The following is a 19,994-nucleotide window of genomic DNA, read 5'->3' on the forward strand; positions in this document are numbered from 1 at the left end:
CAGGTCATCTTCTTGCATCCTTTATACTTCTGAAAATTTAAACACGCTTAATTGGAGTTGGTCCCCGAATGGGCTCCCAATTTGGTCGCGCTGTCTCATTCTTAGACAGTGGGACTGGGGCGTTTTTTAGGAGTGACCATGCAGTTCTTGAACCGTACGTCTGTGGCTGTGCTCTTGTGTTCGTCCTTATTGATGGCTTGTACAAAAGAGACCGTCCGGGTCGAAGAAAAGCTTCTGCCTCCCGCGAAAATCGAAGCGACAGCGACCATTCAAAAGAACACGGTGAGCTTTGCCAAGTCCTCTTTGGGGAAACTCTTCTTATTGATGCCGATCAAAACGGCGGCTACTCGTGCGGCCGCTCCAGAGTATATCAGATCGATGGTGGTATCTTTTGAGCGCAATGGAGATCGCATTGCTGTCTACAATCGCTCAACAGATAATTTACAGTCACAAATCGTCGCGGATACCCTGATTCAAACTTTTGCCGTTGTTTCCGAAACTGCTGAAGATGTGGTTTTTGATATTGGTCAGGGTTTTGTTAGTATAAATTTGCAACCGGGACTGGATATTACCGATCCAAGAATTTATTCCGTGCAGAGTCAATTGGTTGAGTCAAAATCAGAGAAGGCATTGCAAGTTAAAGACTCTTTCGTGAAGTCCCTTGTCTTAAAAGACAATGCAATTCAATTGGTGCAGGACATCCGCATGGTGGTGCCCTTTAAGTCTTATGTGGAGTTGGATGCTAAAATTCAAAAGAAAGTTGAATCCAGTATTCCCAAAGAAGTGGAGCAGGGTGCAACACTAGCGATTGAAATTAAACCCTATGTGAGCAACGAGGAATTCGTGGTTCGCAACTACGACTCCCAAGAGCGCTTTGGTTATTTCATTAATAAGGTCGGTAAAAGTAACTCCGACGAGCGCGAGCCGTTGGGACAAATCGCTCGTTGGGATATTGCTGAATCCCGCGGTCCGATTCGTGTCCTGGTGGCTCCTGAGTTTCCAAAAAATTTGCGTGAAGGTGTCGACTCTTCGGTAAAATACTGGAACAACATCTTTGGTCGCGAAGTAATGAAAGTCGAATTTGACTCTAAGGTCGAAGCATTTCAACCCGATCGCTCGATCGTCGTTCGTTGGATTCAATGGGATCAGGGAATGGGTGCCTTCGCCAATATTCAAACCGATCCTTTGACCGGTGAGTCCCTGCGAGCAATCGTCTATATCACTTCGACCTTTACCGCGGATAAGTTGTACGTGGACGGCAAACCTAAATCTGACAATGTAGTTGGTATGTTTGGCGGTCTGTGTAACCTGGAACTGGATGCGGCTGCTATTCATAAAGTTAATATTGTCGGTGAAGTGATGGCCCATGAGTTAGGTCATGTGATCGGCCTTCGCCATAACTTTGCAGGCACTTCAAATGCACCGGCCAGTGATCAGGAAATCGCGGAAGCCATGGCGCTGATCGAGAAAGATGGAACAATTAAACCTGTGGCCCTAAGCTCCACAGTGATGGACTATCCTCCTACGCCTGCGTATTCCGTGTTGGGCGAATACACCAAAAAGAATTCCCTTCCTTATGATACCGCTGCGGTTGAGTGGGGTTATTTCGGCAAAGAAGTTAAGCGTACGGCAAACATGTATTGCGCAGATGAGCACATAGCGGCGGGTAATGATGCAGAAAGAAAGATTCTTGGGTGCGAGCGCCGTGACCTTTACAATAACGTGTTTTTTGCCGCGCGCGAAACCATACTGTCTAAGGCTCGCTATTCGGTAGAAAATGCGGTATTTACGTTAAAATTGAACTTACCACAATTAAGAGCTATTGGTTTGGCTTCTGCGCAATACTATTTCAACTTTGGGCCTACCTTGAATTTTTCTGATTCCTTGTACACTTCAGTCCCCGAGAAGTTGCAGCCGCTGTTAGTGGTAGATGACATCGTTCCAGAGTACTTGCAGGGATTAAACCCGTACTATTATCGTGCAAAGGATTTCTATAGATCTTATCAGGCACCAGGCGATGAAAAAATCACCAATGATCTTTTAGCAGTTGGCGGTATGAAGGCATTTGTGGCTTCCCTTGATCCTGTGAAGGCTTTTGGCGAAAATTTCTTCCAGAATCAGGTGAAGGATCCAAAGACCATCCCTCTTTTGATTAAGGCCGGCCTCACCCAAGACGAGGCAGTGGCCCTACAAGCAGCTTGGTTGCAAGCTGCAATTCGTCTTGACCAAAAAGAAGCTGCCGAAGCGGTTAACAAAGTCATTGATTTCACCAAGCTTCGCAAGCAGGAGTGGAAGAACTAGCATAAGGTGCCAGGTCCTATTCCTTAGGACGGTGCATACGTAAACAGGACCTGGCACTTATTAGAAGTGCCAGTTTTCTATTCTTAGGTATTCGCTGTTGTTGTGACCGGTCATCTCGTAGCCTTTTAGGCCCTTGGGGATGATTGAGGTGTTTGAGCGGTAGTAGCTTGGGAGCTGTGGTAGTTCTTCGGTATAGGCCGCTAAAACTTTGCGCATGATTTCGGTGCGTTTTGCAGAGTTAAATTCCTCTGTGGCTTGCACTAAAAGTTTGTCGACTTCTTTGTTTCTCCAGCCCGAGCGGTTGTGACCTGACCAGCCGTTACCTTGTGATGGCACCATGGTTGAGCTCATTGTGCCTGACGGAACCATGTTCGGGGATTCCACCCACGTCAGTGCTGCCATTTCAAATTTTCTTTGGCGCAGGATTTCGCCAAAAAAGATTCTTGCCGGGAAGCTTTTTAAAATCACTTCCAAACCCAATTGTTTCCATTGGTTTTGCAAATACACGGCAATCATTTCGTTCATTTTATTATCGGCAACGTTCGTCATCGTCAGGGACATTTTCTTGCCGTCTTTATAACGATAACCGTCTTTTTCCATTTTCCAACCGGCTTCATCCAGCAGGCGTTGTGCTTTGATGCGGCTGTAAGGGTAAAGCTTAATGATTTTTGGATCGTCGGTGTACCACTCGTCAAAAGGGGTTGAGAAGTGCAGTGCTGGGGGTTGCTTGCTATCAAAAAAAGACTTAGCCATCTCGGCTCTATTAAAAGAGTAATTCAATGCCTGACGGACTTTGAGATCTTTCAAAATGGAGTTATCCAGATTTAGCTCGATGTGCGCGTACATGGAACCAGCGACATATCTTACTTCGTAAGGAAGATTTTGCGACTTCACTTTTTTATCGAATGCCAGTGTCTGATCAAAGCTCATCCCTGATGACGAAGTCATATCGACATTACCACTCATAAGATTTGCTTCCATCGAAGTGGAATTTAAAATGAACTTAAAGATAACTTTTTTAAAGTAAGGTTTTTGGCCATAGAACTTTTCGTTGGGAACCAGAACAATGTGGCTGCCTTGTTTAAGTTCACTGACGCGGTAAGGACCGTTGTAAAGACCTGGCTCCGTGATTTTTGAAGCATAAAGGGAATTACGTTCGTAAGTTAGCACCTGGCCTTTGTATTTTTCAAAGACTGGCATTTCCAGGTGAGCGGGCAGGAGTCGCGGCATTGAAACATAGAAATTGTATTGGGCTTTATCGAAAATGACTGAACACTTTTTAGGATTGGCTTTATCGATCACGATGTCTTTGACGTTGTCATAGTCATCGCGGTTCGGTGTTGCTACCAGGTCATGGCTGCCGATCTTCCAACCGGCTTCCAGATCGCGGCAGGTGACGGGTTTACCGTCGCCCCATTGGGCATTGTCGATAAATTCGATTTCTGCTTTTAGGTGCGTGCCGGTTTTATCTGAAAAAATCTGCGCTTTCTTATTTTCGATAGTGGGAATTTCTTTGATCAGAACTGCCTGGGGTTTGCCATTTGGTGTAATCATCACCAACGGACGCATGATCGCGTCTTGAACCAGTCCTCCCGCTGCCATGGTGTTGACGATAGGATGGATGGTGTCGAATTCAGCGTTTACTGCAATACGCAGTTCGTCCTTTGGACCTGCTGCCTGTGCTGATAGTGAAGAAACCACGACTAAAGAAAATACGGACAACATTTTAATCATAAAGTGAATCCTATCTAGATTTCTGATCGTACCTTGGTTTAAAAATCGAAGGCAATAAGTAGTATCTTGAAAAACAAATGCCCCCGCATTGGAGAGAATGCGGGGGCGGTACCAGAGGGGAGCCCACAATGGAGAGAGAGCAAGCTCCCAGTCGAATTTTTATAAAAGTATGTAAGTCATGATTCCGGCCATTAGTAAGAGTGCTCCTATCTGAATTTTCTCATTAAGGCTGAATCCTTTCGGACTATCTGTCATACAACTCCTGTTCTTACCCACAGCTATATTTTATAAAAACTGGGCCCAAAATCGGATGATGGGGGTCATCTTTAGGTGCGATTGTTCGCATTTGGACGGGATGTACGTCTGAAAAATAAAAAACCCACCCGTGGTTAGTCGGGTGGGTTTTTGAGTAAATTCTAATTTATAGAGACGAAAGTTAGTGAGCGCTAGCTTGCTTAGGAACTTTAGAAGCGTCTACAGTAACTTCGATTTCAACACGGCGGTTTTTAGAGCGTGCCGCTGCAGTTTTAGCCGGATCAATTGGATCCGCTGCTCCCATACCTACAGAGCTGATTGTATCAGCCGGAACGCCACCCAAGATCAACTGAGCGCGAACTGCTTCAGCGCGATCTTTGGAAAGTGGGTTGTTTTTCATCGCAGTACCAGTGTCATCAGTGTAACCACGAATAGTCAGAACGTTTTCCGGGTACTTTTTCATAATCTGTGCAAGCTGAGCGATGTTGGACTGAGCAGCTGGTTTCAAGTTTGATTTACCAGTGTCAAACAAGATGTCTGATTTAAGTTTTGTGATCAAGCCTTGCTCGGTTCTTTTTGTTTCAGCAATAGCTGCAAGTTCTTTAGCTTGTTTATCCATACGGTGACCGATACCACCACCGATACCTGCGCCAAGTGCTGCACCGATAAGTGCGCCTTCATTTCTGCGGCCTGTTTGGTGACCAATTACTGCACCAGCAACAGCACCAATTGCCGCACCGATACCAGCACCTTTGGCTGCATTTGGATTTTCTTCAGTAGTTGCGCAGCCTGTAGCCATCATTGCCACAGCAGTTGCGATAAGAACCAGACGTTTCATAAATAGGACTCCTTCATTTATTTGTGAACAGACAAAGTTTGCCAAGGCGCAAGATATTCGTCAATCCCTCTGGAGCTCATATATGTTTTGTTTTATTCTGAGAGGCATTAAAACGAAGGAGCGTTAATATGAACAAGCTATTAGGTATCTTACTTATGTCTGTCACACTCTGGGGCGGTATGGCCCAAGGAGCAGATCGCATGATCGTAGTCAGTGGCTCTTCCGAAAAAGGCTTGGATCCGAACATGGTTAATATGACCGTCGAGATCTGGAGTAAGGCACAAACTGCAAAGCAGGCGCAGACCCTGGCTGCCAATCAATTCAAAGACGTCAAAAAAGTATTTGAAGAATTCAAAATCAAAAAAGAGGACATTCAAACTGACAACTACAGTTTGAACCCTGAGTACGTTTACGACCAAAAAGCGCAAGCGAACAAGATGGTGGGCTTTAGAGTGGTGCAGTCCTTGATGGTGACTTTGCGTAAGGTCGACGATGCAGGTCGTTTCCTGGATGCATTGGTAACGGAAAAGCAAACCAAAGAGAGCGGTGTGAATGTTAATTCCATCAACTGGGATTCAGATAAACGTCAACAAGCTGAAACTTCAGCCTTGGGTGATGCAGTTCGTGCGACAAAGATGAAAGCTGAAGAGATCGCGAAAGCGGCCGGAGTTAAAATCAAAGGCGTTTCCCGCATCAGTCATGGCACGATGTCAAACCAGCCGCCGATTCCGGTGATGCGTAATTTTGCGATGAAAGCCATGGCGGATTCGGCACCAACGGAATTAAGCTCTGGCCAAATCAAAGTGCGCGTGGAAGTAACGGCGGAGTACGAAATTAATTAATCGCGACGGGGTTTTAAATAAAACCCTACAAGTTCACTGGTGCTGACGAAGGATCCGTCTTTAAAAGTACAACGATCCAGTCGGTGCCAGTTTTTCCCCACCTTGAATTCCACGACCTGTGGTTTTCCGTCAATCTCCCGGCAAATATTAAATCCGGGGTTGCTGGTTTGATTCATAACTTTCGATTTTTCTATTTTCTTGTTTTTATCAAACGCAGCTGGGCAATCCAGATTTTTGCAGCTGGGTGAAGTCAGAATATTGTTATCTTGATTGTAGCAATAGGTGGCTGCGATTTCAGTGGTTTTGCCATTGGTGGTTTCGCGTAAATAACCTTTTTCACAAACCAATGGAGCTTGCGCAGGGGAATGCAAACCAATTAAAAGTAAAATACTACCTAACATAGGTGACTCCGTAGGTGTGCTTTAGTACATCCGCCTTGTTCATCCAAAATTGTCCATTCTTGCACTCGTAAGCGGTATCATAGGATGAGCATCCTGTGCCCCAGGAGTTGCGTATCTGGTATTCACATTGTCCGCTGGCTTTATTGAAGCGACGACCTACTATAGATACCGCGTGGGCACCTATTTTTCCCCGGACGCTCACGACCGAGCGGTCATAGAATGCATTTGCATCCAGTGCCAGTGCAACGGGGTTTTTAGCGCTCAGCTGCTGGTCAATAGACCTTGCCGCTTCCAAATGATCTACACCCTCAGGGTAAATTCCCTTAACCCAAAAATTTTCCGTCTTAAGGTTTCCTTTGATGCGATCTTTGCATGTTTTTTCTCGAAGGTTATTGATGAACTGTCCTTTAGAGGACTTCTCAAGTACGTCGCGTATATCGGAGGTATTGGCATTTGGAAATATGGATCTGGCACCAAAGGCAATTCCCTCACAAGCCTTCGAGTCTGCAGAAATCAGCGCACGGCCCAAGTCTTCTATGTTATTTAGAGTGGCCTTGAAGTCCCCACCAATATTGTCTTCGCTAGGTAAATCCCTTTCTAAGCAGAATCCTTTTTCTGACATTCTTTCGACTGCGTCGCCAGCCCGGCCGCCACTAAGTTCTGCGGCTGGCGTTTCCCCCAGTGACCTATTCAATGCATCTATCCAGTTGTCTTGGTATTCCAACGCAATATCTGCCGCAGAGATATTTTTTTTCAATTTATATGAAGCCAAGTCCGCCGCCACGAAAGCGTAGCACCAACCTACGGAGTCCTGGTTGCGAACTGGAGGCATATCCTTAGTCATATCGATCTGAGTGCAGGTTTTAGATTCATAGGCAGAGGCCATTTGGCTCTGCTTCTTTTTCTCGTTGAAATGTTTTAGGAATGCCGGGTCTTGGTCCACGGCAAGCTCAGAGAAGTTTTTTTCGTACTCCTGGATGGAGCCGAACTGAGAAGCTTGGTCTATTTTTTCTTTTAAACGAAGTAGCTCCCGTTTGCGGGACTCTTTAGCCATGCTTTTTAGAAATTGATCGTCGACACCCAGAACTTGTTGGGTTTTCTTTCCGCATTTGGTGACTTGATCTTGCAGCATGGAAATTAAAGCTGTGGCGTTTTTGGTTTCATAATCTTTTTTGATGAGACCATAGAAATCGGATAGGCTTTCATTTGCGCATCCAAGAGCCACGTCACCAGCGATGGCTTTAAGAGGGACCACAAAAAGAAGTATTATAAATAGAAATTTCATAGTGATTTTATCGGCATACAGGGACAGTTACCCAAGTAGGGGTGGCCTTGAACTTAACAAATTTGAATAAAAATGAAGCGCAATGTGAGCGGATTTCTGTAGTCAAAATCCTAAGGCTCCTTTAATTTTGAGGCACACTACTAAAGGAGTGCTTTTCAATGATCGAAATGCTTTCGAATCCACAAATCTGGATCGCGTTTTTCACACTATTCGCCTTGGAACTTGTTCTGGGGATCGACAACGTTATTTTCATCTCAATTTTGGCCGGTAAGCTTCCTAAAGAGCAACAGGACAAAGCCCGCGTAACGGGATTGGCACTTGCGGTTATCACGCGCGTGATCTTATTGTTCTCACTGAGCTGGATCATTGGTCTGACAGAACCGCTATTTGCGGTGTTTGGGCAGGAGATCTCCGGTCGTGATTTGATCTTGTTACTGGGCGGTCTGTTCCTGATCGTGAAAAGTACGATGGAGATCAATCACAAGCTTGAAGGTGTCGAGGGCAGTCAGTCCAATCACGTCGCGCACTCATTCAGTGCTGTGATCTTTCAAATTCTTTTGTTGGACGTGGTGTTCTCATTGGACTCTGTTATCACAGCCGTCGGCATGGTTAGTGAAATTGGTGTGATGATCGCAGCGGTTGTGATTTCCGCAATCGTCATGATCGTTTCTGCAAAATCCATCAGCAACTTCGTGGATTCTCATCCATCTCTTAAAATCCTGGCGTTGAGCTTCCTGTTAATGATCGGTTTCACATTGATAGTGGAAGCTCTTGAGGTCCACATTCCAAAAGGTTACGTGTACTTTGCGATGGCGTTCTCAGTAGGGGTTGAGATGCTGAATATCCGCATGCGCAAGCAAAAACCGAAACAACCGGTTAAGCTTCGCGAACGTTTTGCTGGCGAAGAAGCAGCTAAGAAGTAAGTAAAGAAAAGGCCACTGCGAAGTGGCCTTTTTTTAGGAAAGAAGCTGAATTCCAAGCGGGGATTTTTTAACCCGCTTCTTTTTTTCCAGCGAAGTCAAAGTGCGAATTACTGTTTCAATCGTAAGATTAGCCCACAGGGAGATTTCCTTACGGGTCAGGCGACAGTAACCATCATCATCCAGGAATTGTTCAACGGTTCTTAAAACTTTATCCGCCGCACTTTTAGACTGTAAAATCACGATGCGCTCGTAGCTGTCTAATCCTCTGGAGCAGGCGTTCTTCAAAAATAAAATCGAAAGCTGAGGGTCAGCTGTTAAAAGCTCCCGCACCGTCTTGACAGGAAAGCAGCACAAGCGCGCTTTGCCTTCGGCGATGAATTCATAATCGGTGGGTAGATCTGAAACGATATTGGTCAGGGGAAAGAGATTGGTTGCAGTGAAGGTGGATACCAGATTCTCGCGTCCTTCCAGATCGCGCTCGATGGTGTTGATCTTACCTTCAGCCACACAGTAAATATTTAGCGGCAAACAACCCTGACTGATGATGCATCCGTGGGCGTTGACGTTTTGAACTGATTTTGACTTTAACAGCGTCGCCGCTGTGGAGTCTTTGAGCATCAGTTTCTTATCCAGCAGAAAGCAGTTTTGGCATTGTTTGTTCTGTGAATGCATCATAAAGGCGAGTCCCTATCATAAGGAAATTTCACGTCGTATGATTTGCATCATATTCGCCAAAGATACAAATCATTCTCTCGTCGCATTCGTTCTTCACAATAATTACACGGTGTTTTGTTTGTTGCTGAGGGGGCGTAAATGAAATGGTTTGGCCAAAGAGGCTTAAGGTTTAAGTTTCTTTTTTCTGTTTTAGTTTCTTGTTTGATTTGCTCGGCAGGGGCCCTAGTCACCTGTCTTTACTTTAGCGAAGTGCAATTTCGTTCAGGGTTGGTTGAGAAAGCACGAACCATCCACTCCCGGTTGAATGCGGCCTCCCGCTACGTTGCAAATCAGGGCGGCCTTGCCACAATGGTAGAGCGTTACACGAAGATGTATAATGACTCCAGGGAGCTCACCAAGGATGATGTGGAAGTGATTCTGCAGCAGGTTCCGATTTATGCAGGCATGAAAATCGGCGCGGCTGACTCTGAAAAAGAGCACTATCGCTTTCGTGTATTTTCTGACGAACCCCGTGACTTAAAAAACACTGCAACCCCGGTGGAGATGGCGATCTTTAGAAAGTTCGATGCGAACCGCCAACTTCAGGAGTACGTGGTCAATAGTGAAAGCCAAGTGATCGTCTATCGCCCGGTTTACCTACGCGAGGATTATGGCTGTCTGGTCTGTCACGGAGATCCAAAGACCAGTCCCTGGAATAACGGCCGCGATATTTTGGGTTATCCGATGGAAAACTGGAAAGACGGAAAACTGCACGGCGTGTTTGCTGTTAGCAGCATGGTGAAAGAAGCCCACGCTGCAGAAGCGGCAAAAGGGGAAGCCTCGCCCGTGGGATACATGGCCTTGTGTGTGCTTTTGGGAAGTGCCGTTGCGATGGTGATTGCGGTGTTCATCGTTCGCCGTCCGATCAAAGATCTTCAGGATATTTCGAAAGTATTAAAAGAGTCCGGCGATCATGTGGAATCAGCTTCCCAGCAAATTGCACTATCATCAGGTTCATTATCAAAGGCTTCGACGATTCAGGCATCATCATTGGAAGAAACGGTTGCGACCATGGAGGAAATGTCTTCGATGGTGAAATCCAATTCCGAAAGTGCAAGGGAGGCTTCAGTACTTGCGCAAGCTACAAAAGGTATCGCTGAAAACGGTGGGCAACAAATTCAGGAGTTGGTGCAGTCAATGTCTGCTATATCGGCTGATTCAAGGCGCGTGGTGGAGATCACTTCCGTGATTGACGATATCGCCTTTCAAACGAACCTGTTAGCGCTAAACGCTGCCGTGGAAGCCGCGCGGGCAGGTGAGCAAGGAAAAGGCTTCGCCGTTGTTGCCGAGGCCGTGCGCGGTCTTGCACAGCGAAGCGGAGAGGCCGCTAAAGATATCGCCTCACTGATTAACGAAAGTGCCGCGCGAATCGAGACCGGCGAAATGCAAGCCAAACAAGGCGGCTCAGTCTTTGGTGAAATCCTGCAATCCGTTCACCGCGTGGCGGAGCTTAATTCCAACATCGCCCAAGCCAGTGAAGAACAAAGCCGCGGCGTAAATCAAATCGGCCAGGCCATGAACCAACTTGATCAAACCACTCAAGAAAATGCCGCCGTTTCCGAAGAAACCGCCGCCTCGGCAGAAGAGCTGTCCGTGCAATCGACAAAATTAAAAGATTCAGTGAACTCGTTAGAAAAAGTAGTCTTCGGAAGTTAAAGGTACGGTCCTGGATAAAGTCGCGGGCGATAATTTTTGATCCGATAATTAGGTAAGTCCGTACGTTTAAAAGGTACGGACTTACTTGTTACGTTCTTTGTTGGCATTTTTGTAAGTGCTGTCTATCAATTTCGCAATTTCCACACCCGCTACGGGTGTAGAAATTAAACCTAGGCAACAGAGAGTTCAGTGTTTTCGAATAAAAAAAGGCCGTGTTGGTGACGGCCTTTTTAATTAGGTTCTCGCTGCAGGCAGAAAGCTACTTCGCTTGAACCGGGAATAGGTAAGTTGTTGTCATCGCAGATTTTTCTGTGATGGAGTGGATTTCGTAGATTTCGATGGAAGCATCTGTTTGCTTCAAATTCTTTTGCTGAAGGTACGCTTCAACACGTGGGTAGACTTTCAAAGGCCCGATTCCAGGGGAGCCAGTGAAGACCGCCACAACATAAGCACGCGCCGGGATTTCACCCTCTTTCATCTCTTCAGGGGCGCCTTCTGGCATTTTATCAATCAGGCAACCCACTTTGGAGCGCAGGCGAGCTTCTTCAACCTGACGAGGATCGTCCAGGTATTCACCGAAAGTGCGTTGGCAGATCACGCCTTTTTCTTTCATGAATCTTTCAACTTTTTCGATCACTTTATTTACTTTGTGATAAGGACCCACGTGCTCGATGTAGATTGTCTTAAATGGACCTTGTTGCGCTTCAGAGATCTCGACACCTTTGAATGCACCCAGGTAAGTGGCAAGGTATGTGCCGAAAGAAATCACCATGACCACGACAAAAACTATAATATATCTCATTGTTCTACTTCCATTTAATTGAGCAGCCCATGGAGGCTGTTTGATCTTCAGTAACTTTTTGATTTTTCAAAAGTGTTTGTACGGCATCGTACAATTCACGTTGCTTCACTTTGCTGGCATCTTTCCAGGAGTCATCCAGGCGACCGCGATAAGTAAGCTTCAACTCGCCATCATAGACAAAGAAATCCGGCGTGCAAACCGCGCCAAAGGCTTTTGCGACATCCTGAGATTCATCCACCAGATATGTGAAAGAATAATTTTTTTCTTTCCAGCGTTTCGCCAGGGCCTCGAAGGAATCTTCGGGATGATCTTTGGGGTCATTCGAGCAAATACCCACTACGTTGACGCCGTCTTTTTTTAGATCTGCTCCCAAAGCGATCAAACGATCTTCAACCGCTTGAACGTAAGGGCAGTGCGCACAGATGAACATCACGACCAAAGGTTTTCCGTTGGAAAAATCCTTTAGTGAATAAGTCTTACCATCCACCGCTGGAAGTTTGAATTCCGGGGCCGAATTTCCTAAATCAGGAAAAGGAGTAAATGTTGTAGCCATTACAGTTCACTCCAGTTGATTGTTTTAGAACCTAGGTAAAGGGAACCGTCCGCTTCCATCGCCGTGTATTTTTCTTTAAGCTTTGGGTGCAGGTTCAAAGCATGAAGCAATGACAACTGATCCGTCGGGCTTAGCGGCTGATCACAGTGAGAGGCAGCATCGGAAAGTTCAAACACCAAGCGATCCAGGAATGCGGTGTAGTCCTCGCCCAACAAAGGCGCGCCTTCAGGCAATGACTGCAAAACGCTCGTGGAAGTTTCAACGGAAGCCGGGGATGACGTGATGTTGACACCCAGGCCGACAATAAATCTGGCTTCATCAGCTTGCGCGACGGTTTCCAACAAAATACCCGCCACTTTTTTGTCGCCGATATAAATGTCATTAGGAGCTTTTAAATTCCATTTCAAAAAGGGCCAAGTCGTCGAACACGCACGATACACTGCTAAACCTACAAGACATGAAGCTGTAGGTTGTGGCATCATCGGCAAAAGATAAGACCAGGAACTCAATAGAGAAGAGCCTGGAGTCGCATCTGTCCAGGAGTTTTTACCGCGACCGCGGCCCGCTGTCTGATGATCTGTCACGAACAAGCACAGGGATTCTTCCAAAAGATCTTCCTCGAATGCCAATTCTTTGGCAGTCAGGTTGGTGCTTTCCTGTTGAGCTTTGTATTCAACGTGCAGGTGATTGTTGCGAGCCCACTTGGCCGTCACATCACCGATACGAATTTCGCTCATGGGATTTTCGGAAGTCATTACTCCTCCCACGCGAAAATCAAACTGACGTCAGCCACTGGTGCCGAATGGGTCAAAGCGCCGACAGAAATAAAGCTCACGCCAGTTTCTGCAACCGAGCGCACACGTGCCAGATTCATATTGCCGCTGGCTTCGGTGTGAACGCCTTCAGGGATTAGTTCCAAGGCTTTTTTCAACATGTCATTATCCATGTTATCCAAAAGCAGGTGAGTGACATTCAAGCCAACTGCTTCTTTAACTTCCGCCAAAGTGCGGGTTTCCACTTCCATCGGAAGATTGCTGTGCTCGCGCACGCGGTTCACGGCGTTTGTGATTCCACCCATAACAGAAATATGATTGTCTTTAATCAAGATCGCAGAACTTAAGTTCATACGGTGATTCACGCCACCACCATGAGCCACGGCTTTTTTCTCTAATTCGCGATAACCGGGCGTAGTTTTGCGAGTGTCCAGGATTTTGGTTTTCGTGTGCTTTACTTGATTCACAAAGCGACGAGTGACTGTCGCAATACCAGACAAGTGGCCTAAGAAATTCAAAGCCACGCGTTCAGCCTTCAGGATTTGCACCAGATCGCCTTCGATCGTGCAGATGATCTGGCCATTCAGGATTTCGTCACCCTCTTCAAAATGCCATTTCACGCGGCAATTTGGTTCCAGCATTTGCATGGTTTGTTCAAAAGGAGCTGCACCAGACAAGATGATGTCTTCTTTGGCTTTCAAACGGGCACGGCCCACTTTGGGAGTTAATGCGAGAGATTCCGTCGTGACATCGCCATGGGGCATGTCTTCTTTGATTGCGGCACGGATCAGATCAATTAGTGTCATAGGGCCTCACATATAGGCGTACCTTGATGTGAGGTGATAGAGAAAAAGGTACTAGATAGATTTCTCGGTTTCGCGCATAAGCTTATTCAGCTCTTCGCGAACGATGCGCTCTGCGATCTCGGGAAGGAGTTTCCAGCAAACGGATTCAATCACTTCGCGAGCTTCCTCACGAACAATCTTTTCCATCATTTCGTTGGACAAGTCCACCTTGGATTGGGTTTTGGGCTGAGCATTAGTGGCAGCAGGTTTCGTCCCCGCAGCACTTGGTTGCGCCTTGTTCGCAGCAGAGCCCTTATTCAGGGTCTCCATCATTTGATCTTTGACGGATTTTTCGACTTTACCTAGGAAAGAATCCTCTGGCGGAGTCGCTGGAGGAGCTTTTGCGTTCATAGCCGGTTTTTCAGTCAAATCCGGGCCATTTTCGTCAAAGCTGATTTCCTCAAAATTACCGGAAACCTCGATGTGCGCGTTCGATAAATCCTCGTCTTGAGGAATTACAAATTTAGACGCAAAGTCGTCCTGATCATTTTGTGGAATGTTTAATTTAAATTTTGTTAAATCCTGGTGAGCCCAGCCGCCTTCGTCCATTTCGTCCTCGCCCTTGGGAGTTGTCAAAGGAACAGAAGCGAATTCCTCGCCCGGGACATCAAGGCTCATTGCCTCGTCTTCGCTGATCTCAGGAATATCATCCAAAGAGCCCAGCTCCGTGCCACCATCGTGATTCATTTGCGCTGAAGAAGAAGAACCCTCTGCAGGCATTTCTTCGAATTCTGGCATTTCCGGGAAAGTTAGATATTGGCTGACAGGATTTTCAGAAGTCTTTTTGACCAGATTGTTGACCAAACCACGCAGATGTTCTGCATCGAAAGGTTTTTCCAAACGGCCATCGGCTCTGGATTCAGTGACTTTGTTTTCGTCGATTTCCATGAAACCACTCCACATCAAAACGACAGGGATATTTGTGGTTTCAGAATCGCTTTTCAGCTCAAGGCTGACGTCATAGCCGTTTCTTTTTGTCAAAAGTACGTCTGCAAAAACAATGTCTGGCTTAAAGCTTTTTGCCACAGGTAAAACATCAAGACCCACTGGGACCGCTTTCACCTCGACGGCGAAGTCGGACAATGCCAGTTGCATTACCTTTTTGATTGTGGAACTCTCATCTGCAAGTAAGACGCGTAAAGCCATAATCAAAGTTAAATAGGATTTTGGACCTGAGTCAAGGAAACTCTAAGAATGAACAGAATTGATCGTTATACATCCTGGCTTTTCTTTGGCTACTTTCTGGGTGGCCTTTTGATATTTCTGACTTTGTTCACCGCCGTCGATGCGATGTCGACGATTTCCCAGTATAAAGGTGTCAGCACGGCGACGTTTTTTAGTTATTACCTTTACTCTTTCCCTGACATTATTTCCAAACTGCTTCCGGTTGCTTGTTTGTTGGGCACGATTTTGACTCTGACAAACTTGAATAAGAATAACGAACTCGTTGCGTTATTTTCTGCGGGTATGAGTCTTATACGGATTGCAACCCCGGTCTTGATGTGGGTAGTTTTGATCTCGGCAGCAGGTTACGTGATGACGGATCGCCTGGTTCCGCGGGCCAACACTCAAAAGAATTATATTTTCTATTACGACCTTAAAAAAGAGCCGCATCGCTTTTCCACGGTGAAGACCAACAAGATCTGGTACCGCACCAAGGATTCTATTTTTAATATCAAAACATTGAGTGCCAAGGGTGACCGCGCACAGGGTCTCACGATGTATTTCTTTAACGACGATTGGGATTTGGTGCAGATGATCACGGCCCACGATGTCGCGATCGAAGGTTCCAAATGGTTGCTGGAAAAAGGCACCGTCACGTTGTTCACCAAGGATTCCAGCTTTCCTCTGACCACGGATTTCAAAGACAAAAGCATCGTGATGGCCGAGGACTCCAAGGATTTACAGAGTGCCGGGCAGACTGCGGAAATGATGTCCCAGGGGGAGCTTAAGCACTTTATCCAAAAAAATAAGGATGCGGGATTGGATACGATTGCCTATGAAGTGGGCTATCAGTCCAAAATGAGTTTCGCCTTTGCGGGCCTGGTTATGAGCCTTTTAGGGCTGCCTTTCAGTGTGGGGCGAGCGCGTTCCGGGGGCACCATGTTGAACCTGGGTATCTGTCTGGGCTTGGTTTTCGCTTATTACGTGTTTTATTCGTCGGGGATTACTTTGGGGCAGCACGGGTCAGTACCTCCGGTGGTGGCCGCTTGGGCTCCGAATATCTTAATGGGCGTATTGGCCTTGGTCCTTCTCAAAAGGCTGAAACGCTGATATAATGGGGGCCACTTTGGAGGCCCTATGATCATGAAAATCCTCACTTTCCCAGACCCAAGACTTCGCGAGGTTGCAGACTCTGTGAAGCCCTCTGAGTTCGGTACACCGGAGCTAAAACAGCTTCAAGAGGACATGATTGAGACCATGTACGATGCCCACGGTATCGGTTTGGCAGCTCCTCAAGTCGGCGAACTTCGCCGCATGATCGTGATCGACACTCGCCCTAAAGACGACAAAGGTCGCCGCTATAAAGATCAGGAAATGACAGAATTGGAACAAGCCGTGGAGCAACCACTGGTTTTGATCAATCCTGAAATTATCAAAGGCGAAGGCAAAACAACTTTCGACGAAGGTTGCCTGTCGGTTCCTGGTTATTACGAAACGGTTGAGCGTTACGATTACATCGAAATGCGCGCTTATGATGTGAACGGTAAAGAGTTCGTGGTGAAAGTGGACGGGTTGCTTGCGATTTGCATGCAGCACGAACTGGATCACCTGGAAGGAACTTTGTTCATCGATCATTTAAGCTTCGTGAAATCCAATAAGATCAAAAAGCAAATTCAAAAACACGGCTATCCAACGCGTGAGCAAATGGAAAAAGCCCGCGCTAAAGAACTTGAAGGCGAAGAGCGTGAGTAAGGTCCGTGTCTGCTTTCTGGGGACTCCAGAATTTGCTGTAACATCTTTGAAGGCGCTTCTAGCAGATGAACATTTTGAAGTAGGCGGAGTTGTGACTCAGCCGGATCGTCCGGCGGGTCGCAAAATGCAACTCACTCCAAGCCCCGTGAAAGTGCTGGCACTGGAACACGGTCTGAAAGTTATCTCTCCTGAATCCCTAAAAAAAGATCCTGAAGCTGTTGCGGAAATTCGCTCCTGGGGAGCGGAAGTCGGCGTGGTTGTGGCCTTTGGGCAAATTCTTACGCAAGACTTTATGGATTCATTCCGCTTTGGTTGTGTGAATGTGCATGGTTCCATTTTACCACGCTGGCGTGGTGCTGCCCCGATTCAACGCGCGATTGAAGCGGGTGATGAAGAATCCGGCGTGGCTTTGCAAAAAATGGTTAAGAAATTAGATGCGGGGGATATCATTGGTATTCGCCGCGTGAAGATCACTCCCGAGATGCATGCTCTGCAGTTGCACGATGTGCTGGCTGATTTAGGTGCGGACTTATTGCGAGTGGAATTGATGGACTATGTGCGCGGCAATCTGGCGCCGGTTCCTCAGGATGAATCTCTAGTTACGATCGCTCCAAAAATTGACAAGGCCGAGTCTCAGGTTGATTGGGCGAAATCTGCAAAATCTATTGATGGTAAAGTGCGCGGCTTTGTTTATGGGCCGGGGACTTATACTTTGCTGGATGGTAAAAAATTGAAGCTGCATGTAGTGCGTCCGTTGCCGGCATCAGGAGCTGCGGCTCCGGGTACGGTGACTGCGGTTGATGCAGACTCGTTCACTGTTGCGACGGGTGATGGGTTATTGAAAGTTCTTGAAGTTCAGCCGGAATCCCGCAATCGTATGAAGGTGTCCGATTTCTTAAAAGGACATCCATTAAAAAACGGAGATCACATTGGCTAACGCTCATTTTAAAATCTCAGCTACTGCGTTACTTCGTCGTCGCTGTACTGGTAGTACAGCTTCCTCCTTGTGCCTTGTATCTGAGGTTTTAAAATGAGCGTTAAAATGGTTGCCCCTTCGATTCTGTCTGCTGATTTTGCTAATCTTGAAAAAGAAGTGAAGGCAATTGCGGCGGCCGGTGCTGACTGGGCCCATGTTGATGTGATGGACGGGCACTTCGTTCCGAATTTAACAATCGGAATTCCTGTTGTTAAAGCTCTTAAAAAAGTTTCACCCATTCCCCTTGATGTTCACTTGATGATCACCGCGCCGGAAAAATATATCGCAGAATTTATCAAAGCCGGTGCTGACTATGTGACGATTCACGTGGAAGCAACTCGCGATCCTGCGTCGGTACTTCGTCAAATTACAGCTCTGGGAGCAAAGGCGGGGATCACTCTTCGTCCGGGCACTCCGGTTGAATCAGTTATTCCTTTATTGAATTTGTGTGACTTGGTATTAGTGATGACGGTGGAGCCTGGCTTTGGTGGCCAGTCCTTTATGCACGATCAAATCGCCAAAATCTCGCGCCTGCGCCACGAAATCATCAAACAAAGCCTCAACTGCCTGATCGAAGTCGACGGTGGCATCAACGCCGACACTGCAAAGCTTTGTCATGAAGCCGATGTCTTCGTCGCTGGCAGCTACGTCTTCAGTCAAGACTACGCAAAAGCCATTTCCTCATTGAGGTAACAGTTCCCTTTTTGTACTGCGATGCGGAACCACAGCGGTTCTGCGTGGTGTTGATTTGTCTTTCACAATTCGAATGAAATTTATTATTGTAAAGAGCTGCCGTACTTTTTGAACAAGGCTTCCAGCTTCCCGGAACGTTTGATTTCGTCAATGGCTCGATCCAGGTCTTTTTTCTTCACGCGTCCCTGGCGGCTGATCGAGCAAGAGATTGGATACTCTTCCAGAAAAATAGTTTCCCGATTCTTCATGATCATCGGGTTTTCCATGCGGAAGTAGTCCAAAAATATTTGATCGGTGACGACATATTGAATGCGACCACTCATTAGTTTTTTAAGGTTCGCATGCTCGCTGAAGCTATCTTCGCGTTTGATTTTTCCAGATTTAAAGTATGGATCCAATATGGGATAGACGTACTGTAGCATCGCGCCGATAGTCTTACCTTTTAGGTCAGCGATTTTTTTTGGCATGGGTGCCGGCCCAACTATAACTTCCCGTTTGGTGAAAATCGTTTTGGAAAAATCCATTGTGTCAGTGTTCTTGTCCCATTTGCTGCTGGTATAGCACAAAACATCCACCTGACCTTTTAACAAATAGCCCACCAGACGATAGCGAGTCACGATGCTGTAGGTTGCCTTGCGGCCCATGGCCTCTGCCAGGGCATTCACGTAATCAACAACAAGTCCTTCCATTTTTCCGGGATTTTCAAATATCAACGGTGGAGCGAAGCCCGCAGGAATGGCGACTCTTATCTCAGATTTATCTGAGGCATGAGCTGAACGCAAAAACGTCAGAACGATTAGGGCTATTAAAACAAGATTCTTCATGAATGGACCTGCATCGTGCCTTCATGATCTCGAATTGCCAGAACGGTGGCAAGGGCAAAGGCGCAATGCTGTCTTTAGGTCACAACTGATGACAACGGGGCAAACTTCATTTTCGCTGGCCAGAAGTGAAATTTGCCACATTGTCTGCATGTTAGAGCGGTAGATCCCTCGGAGGGATTTTTCCATCTTCCAAATACACCATAACGTAGTTTTCCGTCACAGCTTTAAGGGCGCTTTGCAGTCTTCTTGAGACTGACGGCACAAGCATCGAGTAAGCAATATCCATATCAACGAATTTGTAATCGCGCGTGTTTTTCAATGACACGGAAATGTTCTGCGCTTGGTGCTCGCTTAGATCCACAGAACCAAAAAGGAAACTTAAGTATTCACCTTTGACATCTTTGTTTGGAATGTAGTCGATCGCCAAGACATGAGTCGGGGTGATGATGATCCCGAGGTTTTCCTTCACTTCGCGGATGAGACCTTCCATCGGGGACTCTTCGGCTTCAACTGTGCCTCCTGGCAGAATCCAACCTGCGGAGTAGCTTGGTTGCACCAGCAGCGCTTGGTTTTTATAGAACACCAGGGCACCAGTGCTGATGCGTTTTCCTGGGAGTGATTCATAATATTCTTTGTCGTCTCTAAAGGCGGGTCTAGCCACTG

General features: G+C 46.6%; 20 protein-coding genes. 8 read left to right on the top strand and 12 right to left on the bottom strand.

Going from position 1 to position 19,994, the window contains the following annotated elements; genetic code table 11:
• Positions 1-138 precede the first annotated feature (138 nt).
• The gene (locus tag ACLWNV_RS04930) at positions 139-2,301 is read left to right on the top strand and encodes a zinc-dependent metalloprotease (protein ID WP_413586800.1); all 2,163 of its coding nucleotides are present in this window, start codon (positions 139-141) and stop codon (positions 2,299-2,301) included.
• A gap of 60 nt (positions 2,302-2,361) precedes the next feature.
• On the opposite strand, the gene ACLWNV_RS04935 is transcribed toward ACLWNV_RS04930, so the two are convergent.
• Entirely contained in the window at positions 2,362-4,035 is a 1,674-nt protein-coding gene (locus ACLWNV_RS04935) for a peptide ABC transporter substrate-binding protein (protein WP_413586801.1), read from the bottom strand.
• Between the two features lie 436 nt (positions 4,036-4,471).
• Positions 4,472-5,128: an OmpA family protein gene (locus tag ACLWNV_RS04940; protein ID WP_413586802.1), complete on the bottom strand. Its 657-nt coding sequence runs from the start codon at positions 5,126-5,128 to the stop codon at positions 4,472-4,474.
• A gap of 128 nt (positions 5,129-5,256) precedes the next feature.
• On the opposite strand from ACLWNV_RS04940, the gene ACLWNV_RS04945 reads away from it, so the two are divergent.
• A complete protein-coding gene (locus ACLWNV_RS04945) occupies positions 5,257-5,970 on the top strand; it encodes an SIMPL domain-containing protein (RefSeq protein ID WP_413586804.1) in 714 nt (237 codons plus the stop codon).
• Here ACLWNV_RS04945 and ACLWNV_RS04950 read toward each other — a convergent pair.
• Both ACLWNV_RS04950 and ACLWNV_RS04955 read right to left on the bottom strand, forming a co-directional pair.
• Positions 5,967-6,371 carry a hypothetical protein gene (locus ACLWNV_RS04950; protein WP_413586805.1) on the bottom strand — a complete coding sequence of 135 codons (405 nt, stop codon included), beginning with the start codon at positions 6,369-6,371 and terminating at the stop codon, positions 5,967-5,969. The genes ACLWNV_RS04945 and ACLWNV_RS04950 overlap by 4 nt on opposite strands.
• On the bottom strand, positions 6,361-7,656 hold the full coding sequence (locus ACLWNV_RS04955) for a C1 family peptidase (RefSeq protein ID WP_413586806.1): 1,296 nt from the start codon (positions 7,654-7,656) through the stop codon (positions 6,361-6,363). The genes ACLWNV_RS04950 and ACLWNV_RS04955 overlap by 11 nt, the downstream gene beginning before the upstream one ends.
• A gap of 158 nt (positions 7,657-7,814) precedes the next feature.
• On the opposite strand from ACLWNV_RS04955, the gene ACLWNV_RS04960 reads away from it, so the two are divergent.
• Positions 7,815-8,579 carry a TerC family protein gene (locus tag ACLWNV_RS04960; protein WP_413586807.1) on the top strand — a complete coding sequence of 255 codons (765 nt, stop codon included), beginning with the start codon at positions 7,815-7,817 and terminating at the stop codon, positions 8,577-8,579.
• Positions 8,580-8,612: 33 nt separating this feature from the next.
• Here the strand turns inward: ACLWNV_RS04960 and ACLWNV_RS04965 are convergent, their stop codons facing one another.
• Positions 8,613-9,254, bottom strand: coding sequence for a Crp/Fnr family transcriptional regulator (locus ACLWNV_RS04965; RefSeq protein ID WP_413586808.1), 642 nt, complete (start codon positions 9,252-9,254; stop codon positions 8,613-8,615).
• Positions 9,255-9,503: 249 nt separating this feature from the next.
• Here ACLWNV_RS04965 and ACLWNV_RS04970 point away from each other — a divergent pair, with 249 nt between their 5' ends.
• The gene (locus ACLWNV_RS04970) at positions 9,504-10,949 is read left to right on the top strand and encodes a methyl-accepting chemotaxis protein (protein ID WP_413586809.1); all 1,446 of its coding nucleotides are present in this window, start codon (positions 9,504-9,506) and stop codon (positions 10,947-10,949) included.
• 259 nt (positions 10,950-11,208) lie between these two features.
• On the opposite strand, the gene ACLWNV_RS04975 is transcribed toward ACLWNV_RS04970, so the two are convergent.
• From ACLWNV_RS04975 to ACLWNV_RS04995, 5 genes are read right to left on the bottom strand one after another with little or no spacing between them, the layout of a single operon-like run.
• Positions 11,209-11,751 carry a GyrI-like domain-containing protein gene (locus ACLWNV_RS04975; RefSeq protein ID WP_413586810.1) on the bottom strand — a complete coding sequence of 181 codons (543 nt, stop codon included), beginning with the start codon at positions 11,749-11,751 and terminating at the stop codon, positions 11,209-11,211.
• 4 nt (positions 11,752-11,755) lie between these two features.
• Positions 11,756-12,304 (bottom strand): thioredoxin family protein, encoded by a 549-nt coding sequence (locus ACLWNV_RS04980; RefSeq protein WP_413586811.1) that lies wholly within the window; start codon positions 12,302-12,304, stop codon positions 11,756-11,758.
• Positions 12,304-13,059, bottom strand: coding sequence for a biotin synthetase (locus tag ACLWNV_RS04985; protein WP_413586812.1), 756 nt, complete (start codon positions 13,057-13,059; stop codon positions 12,304-12,306). The genes ACLWNV_RS04980 and ACLWNV_RS04985 overlap by 1 nt, the downstream gene beginning before the upstream one ends.
• On the bottom strand, positions 13,059-13,883 hold the full coding sequence (gene nadC, locus ACLWNV_RS04990; RefSeq protein ID WP_413586813.1) for a carboxylating nicotinate-nucleotide diphosphorylase: 825 nt from the start codon (positions 13,881-13,883) through the stop codon (positions 13,059-13,061). Before nadC ends, ACLWNV_RS04985 begins: the two co-directional genes overlap by 1 nt.
• A 51-nt stretch (positions 13,884-13,934) precedes the next feature.
• Positions 13,935-15,068: a response regulator gene (locus ACLWNV_RS04995; RefSeq protein WP_413586814.1), complete on the bottom strand. Its 1,134-nt coding sequence runs from the start codon at positions 15,066-15,068 to the stop codon at positions 13,935-13,937.
• A 48-nt stretch (positions 15,069-15,116) separates the two neighbouring features.
• Here ACLWNV_RS04995 and lptG point away from each other — a divergent pair, with 48 nt between their 5' ends.
• From lptG to rpe, 4 genes are all read left to right on the top strand, one after another.
• On the top strand, positions 15,117-16,196 hold the full coding sequence (gene lptG, locus ACLWNV_RS05000; protein ID WP_413586815.1) for an LPS export ABC transporter permease LptG: 1,080 nt from the start codon (positions 15,117-15,119) through the stop codon (positions 16,194-16,196).
• Between the two features lie 27 nt (positions 16,197-16,223).
• Entirely contained in the window at positions 16,224-16,838 is a 615-nt protein-coding gene (gene def / locus ACLWNV_RS05005; RefSeq protein WP_413586816.1) for a peptide deformylase, read from the top strand.
• Positions 16,831-17,775: a methionyl-tRNA formyltransferase gene (gene fmt / locus ACLWNV_RS05010; protein ID WP_413586817.1), complete on the top strand. Its 945-nt coding sequence runs from the start codon at positions 16,831-16,833 to the stop codon at positions 17,773-17,775. Before def ends, fmt begins: the two co-directional genes overlap by 8 nt.
• A 93-nt stretch (positions 17,776-17,868) precedes the next feature.
• On the top strand, positions 17,869-18,507 hold the full coding sequence (rpe, locus tag ACLWNV_RS05015) for a ribulose-phosphate 3-epimerase (RefSeq protein WP_413586818.1): 639 nt from the start codon (positions 17,869-17,871) through the stop codon (positions 18,505-18,507).
• 83 nt (positions 18,508-18,590) lie between these two features.
• On the opposite strand, the gene ACLWNV_RS05020 is transcribed toward rpe, so the two are convergent.
• Positions 18,591-19,331, bottom strand: a complete 741-nt coding sequence (locus ACLWNV_RS05020) for a substrate-binding periplasmic protein (RefSeq protein ID WP_413586819.1) — start codon at positions 19,329-19,331, stop codon at positions 18,591-18,593.
• Positions 19,332-19,482: 151 nt separating this feature from the next.
• Complete coding sequence (locus ACLWNV_RS05025; RefSeq protein WP_413586820.1) at positions 19,483-19,992, bottom strand: NUDIX domain-containing protein; 510 nt, start codon at positions 19,990-19,992, stop codon at positions 19,483-19,485.
• Positions 19,993-19,994 lie beyond the last annotated feature (2 nt).

The sequence above is a fragment of the Bdellovibrio sp. HCB274 genome, assembly GCF_047306075.1.
GTDB lineage: Bacteria > Bdellovibrionota > Bdellovibrionia > Bdellovibrionales > Bdellovibrionaceae > Bdellovibrio.

What these genes read in the sequence shown, in the direction of transcription:
- ACLWNV_RS04930 (WP_413586800.1), top strand. Translation starts at nt 139, where the DNA reads ATGCAGTTCTTGAACCGTACGTCTGTGGCTGTGCTCTTGTGTTCGTCC.
- ACLWNV_RS04935 (WP_413586801.1), bottom strand. Translation starts at nt 4,035, where the DNA reads ATGATTAAAATGTTGTCCGTATTTTCTTTAGTCGTGGTTTCTTCACTA.
- ACLWNV_RS04940 (WP_413586802.1), bottom strand. Translation starts at nt 5,128, where the DNA reads ATGAAACGTCTGGTTCTTATCGCAACTGCTGTGGCAATGATGGCTACA.
- ACLWNV_RS04945 (WP_413586804.1), top strand. Translation starts at nt 5,257, where the DNA reads ATGAACAAGCTATTAGGTATCTTACTTATGTCTGTCACACTCTGGGGC.
- ACLWNV_RS04950 (WP_413586805.1), bottom strand. Translation starts at nt 6,371, where the DNA reads ATGTTAGGTAGTATTTTACTTTTAATTGGTTTGCATTCCCCTGCGCAA.
- ACLWNV_RS04955 (WP_413586806.1), bottom strand. Translation starts at nt 7,656, where the DNA reads ATGAAATTTCTATTTATAATACTTCTTTTTGTGGTCCCTCTTAAAGCC.
- ACLWNV_RS04960 (WP_413586807.1), top strand. Translation starts at nt 7,815, where the DNA reads ATGATCGAAATGCTTTCGAATCCACAAATCTGGATCGCGTTTTTCACA.
- ACLWNV_RS04965 (WP_413586808.1), bottom strand. Translation starts at nt 9,254, where the DNA reads ATGATGCATTCACAGAACAAACAATGCCAAAACTGCTTTCTGCTGGAT.
- ACLWNV_RS04975 (WP_413586810.1), bottom strand. Translation starts at nt 11,751, where the DNA reads ATGAGATATATTATAGTTTTTGTCGTGGTCATGGTGATTTCTTTCGGC.
- ACLWNV_RS04980 (WP_413586811.1), bottom strand. Translation starts at nt 12,304, where the DNA reads ATGGCTACAACATTTACTCCTTTTCCTGATTTAGGAAATTCGGCCCCG.
- ACLWNV_RS04985 (WP_413586812.1), bottom strand. Translation starts at nt 13,059, where the DNA reads ATGACTTCCGAAAATCCCATGAGCGAAATTCGTATCGGTGATGTGACG.
- nadC (WP_413586813.1), bottom strand. Translation starts at nt 13,883, where the DNA reads ATGACACTAATTGATCTGATCCGTGCCGCAATCAAAGAAGACATGCCC.
- ACLWNV_RS04995 (WP_413586814.1), bottom strand. Translation starts at nt 15,068, where the DNA reads ATGGCTTTACGCGTCTTACTTGCAGATGAGAGTTCCACAATCAAAAAG.
- lptG (WP_413586815.1), top strand. Translation starts at nt 15,117, where the DNA reads ATGAACAGAATTGATCGTTATACATCCTGGCTTTTCTTTGGCTACTTT.
- def (WP_413586816.1), top strand. Translation starts at nt 16,224, where the DNA reads ATGATCATGAAAATCCTCACTTTCCCAGACCCAAGACTTCGCGAGGTT.
- rpe (WP_413586818.1), top strand. Translation starts at nt 17,869, where the DNA reads ATGAGCGTTAAAATGGTTGCCCCTTCGATTCTGTCTGCTGATTTTGCT.
- ACLWNV_RS05020 (WP_413586819.1), bottom strand. Translation starts at nt 19,331, where the DNA reads ATGAAGAATCTTGTTTTAATAGCCCTAATCGTTCTGACGTTTTTGCGT.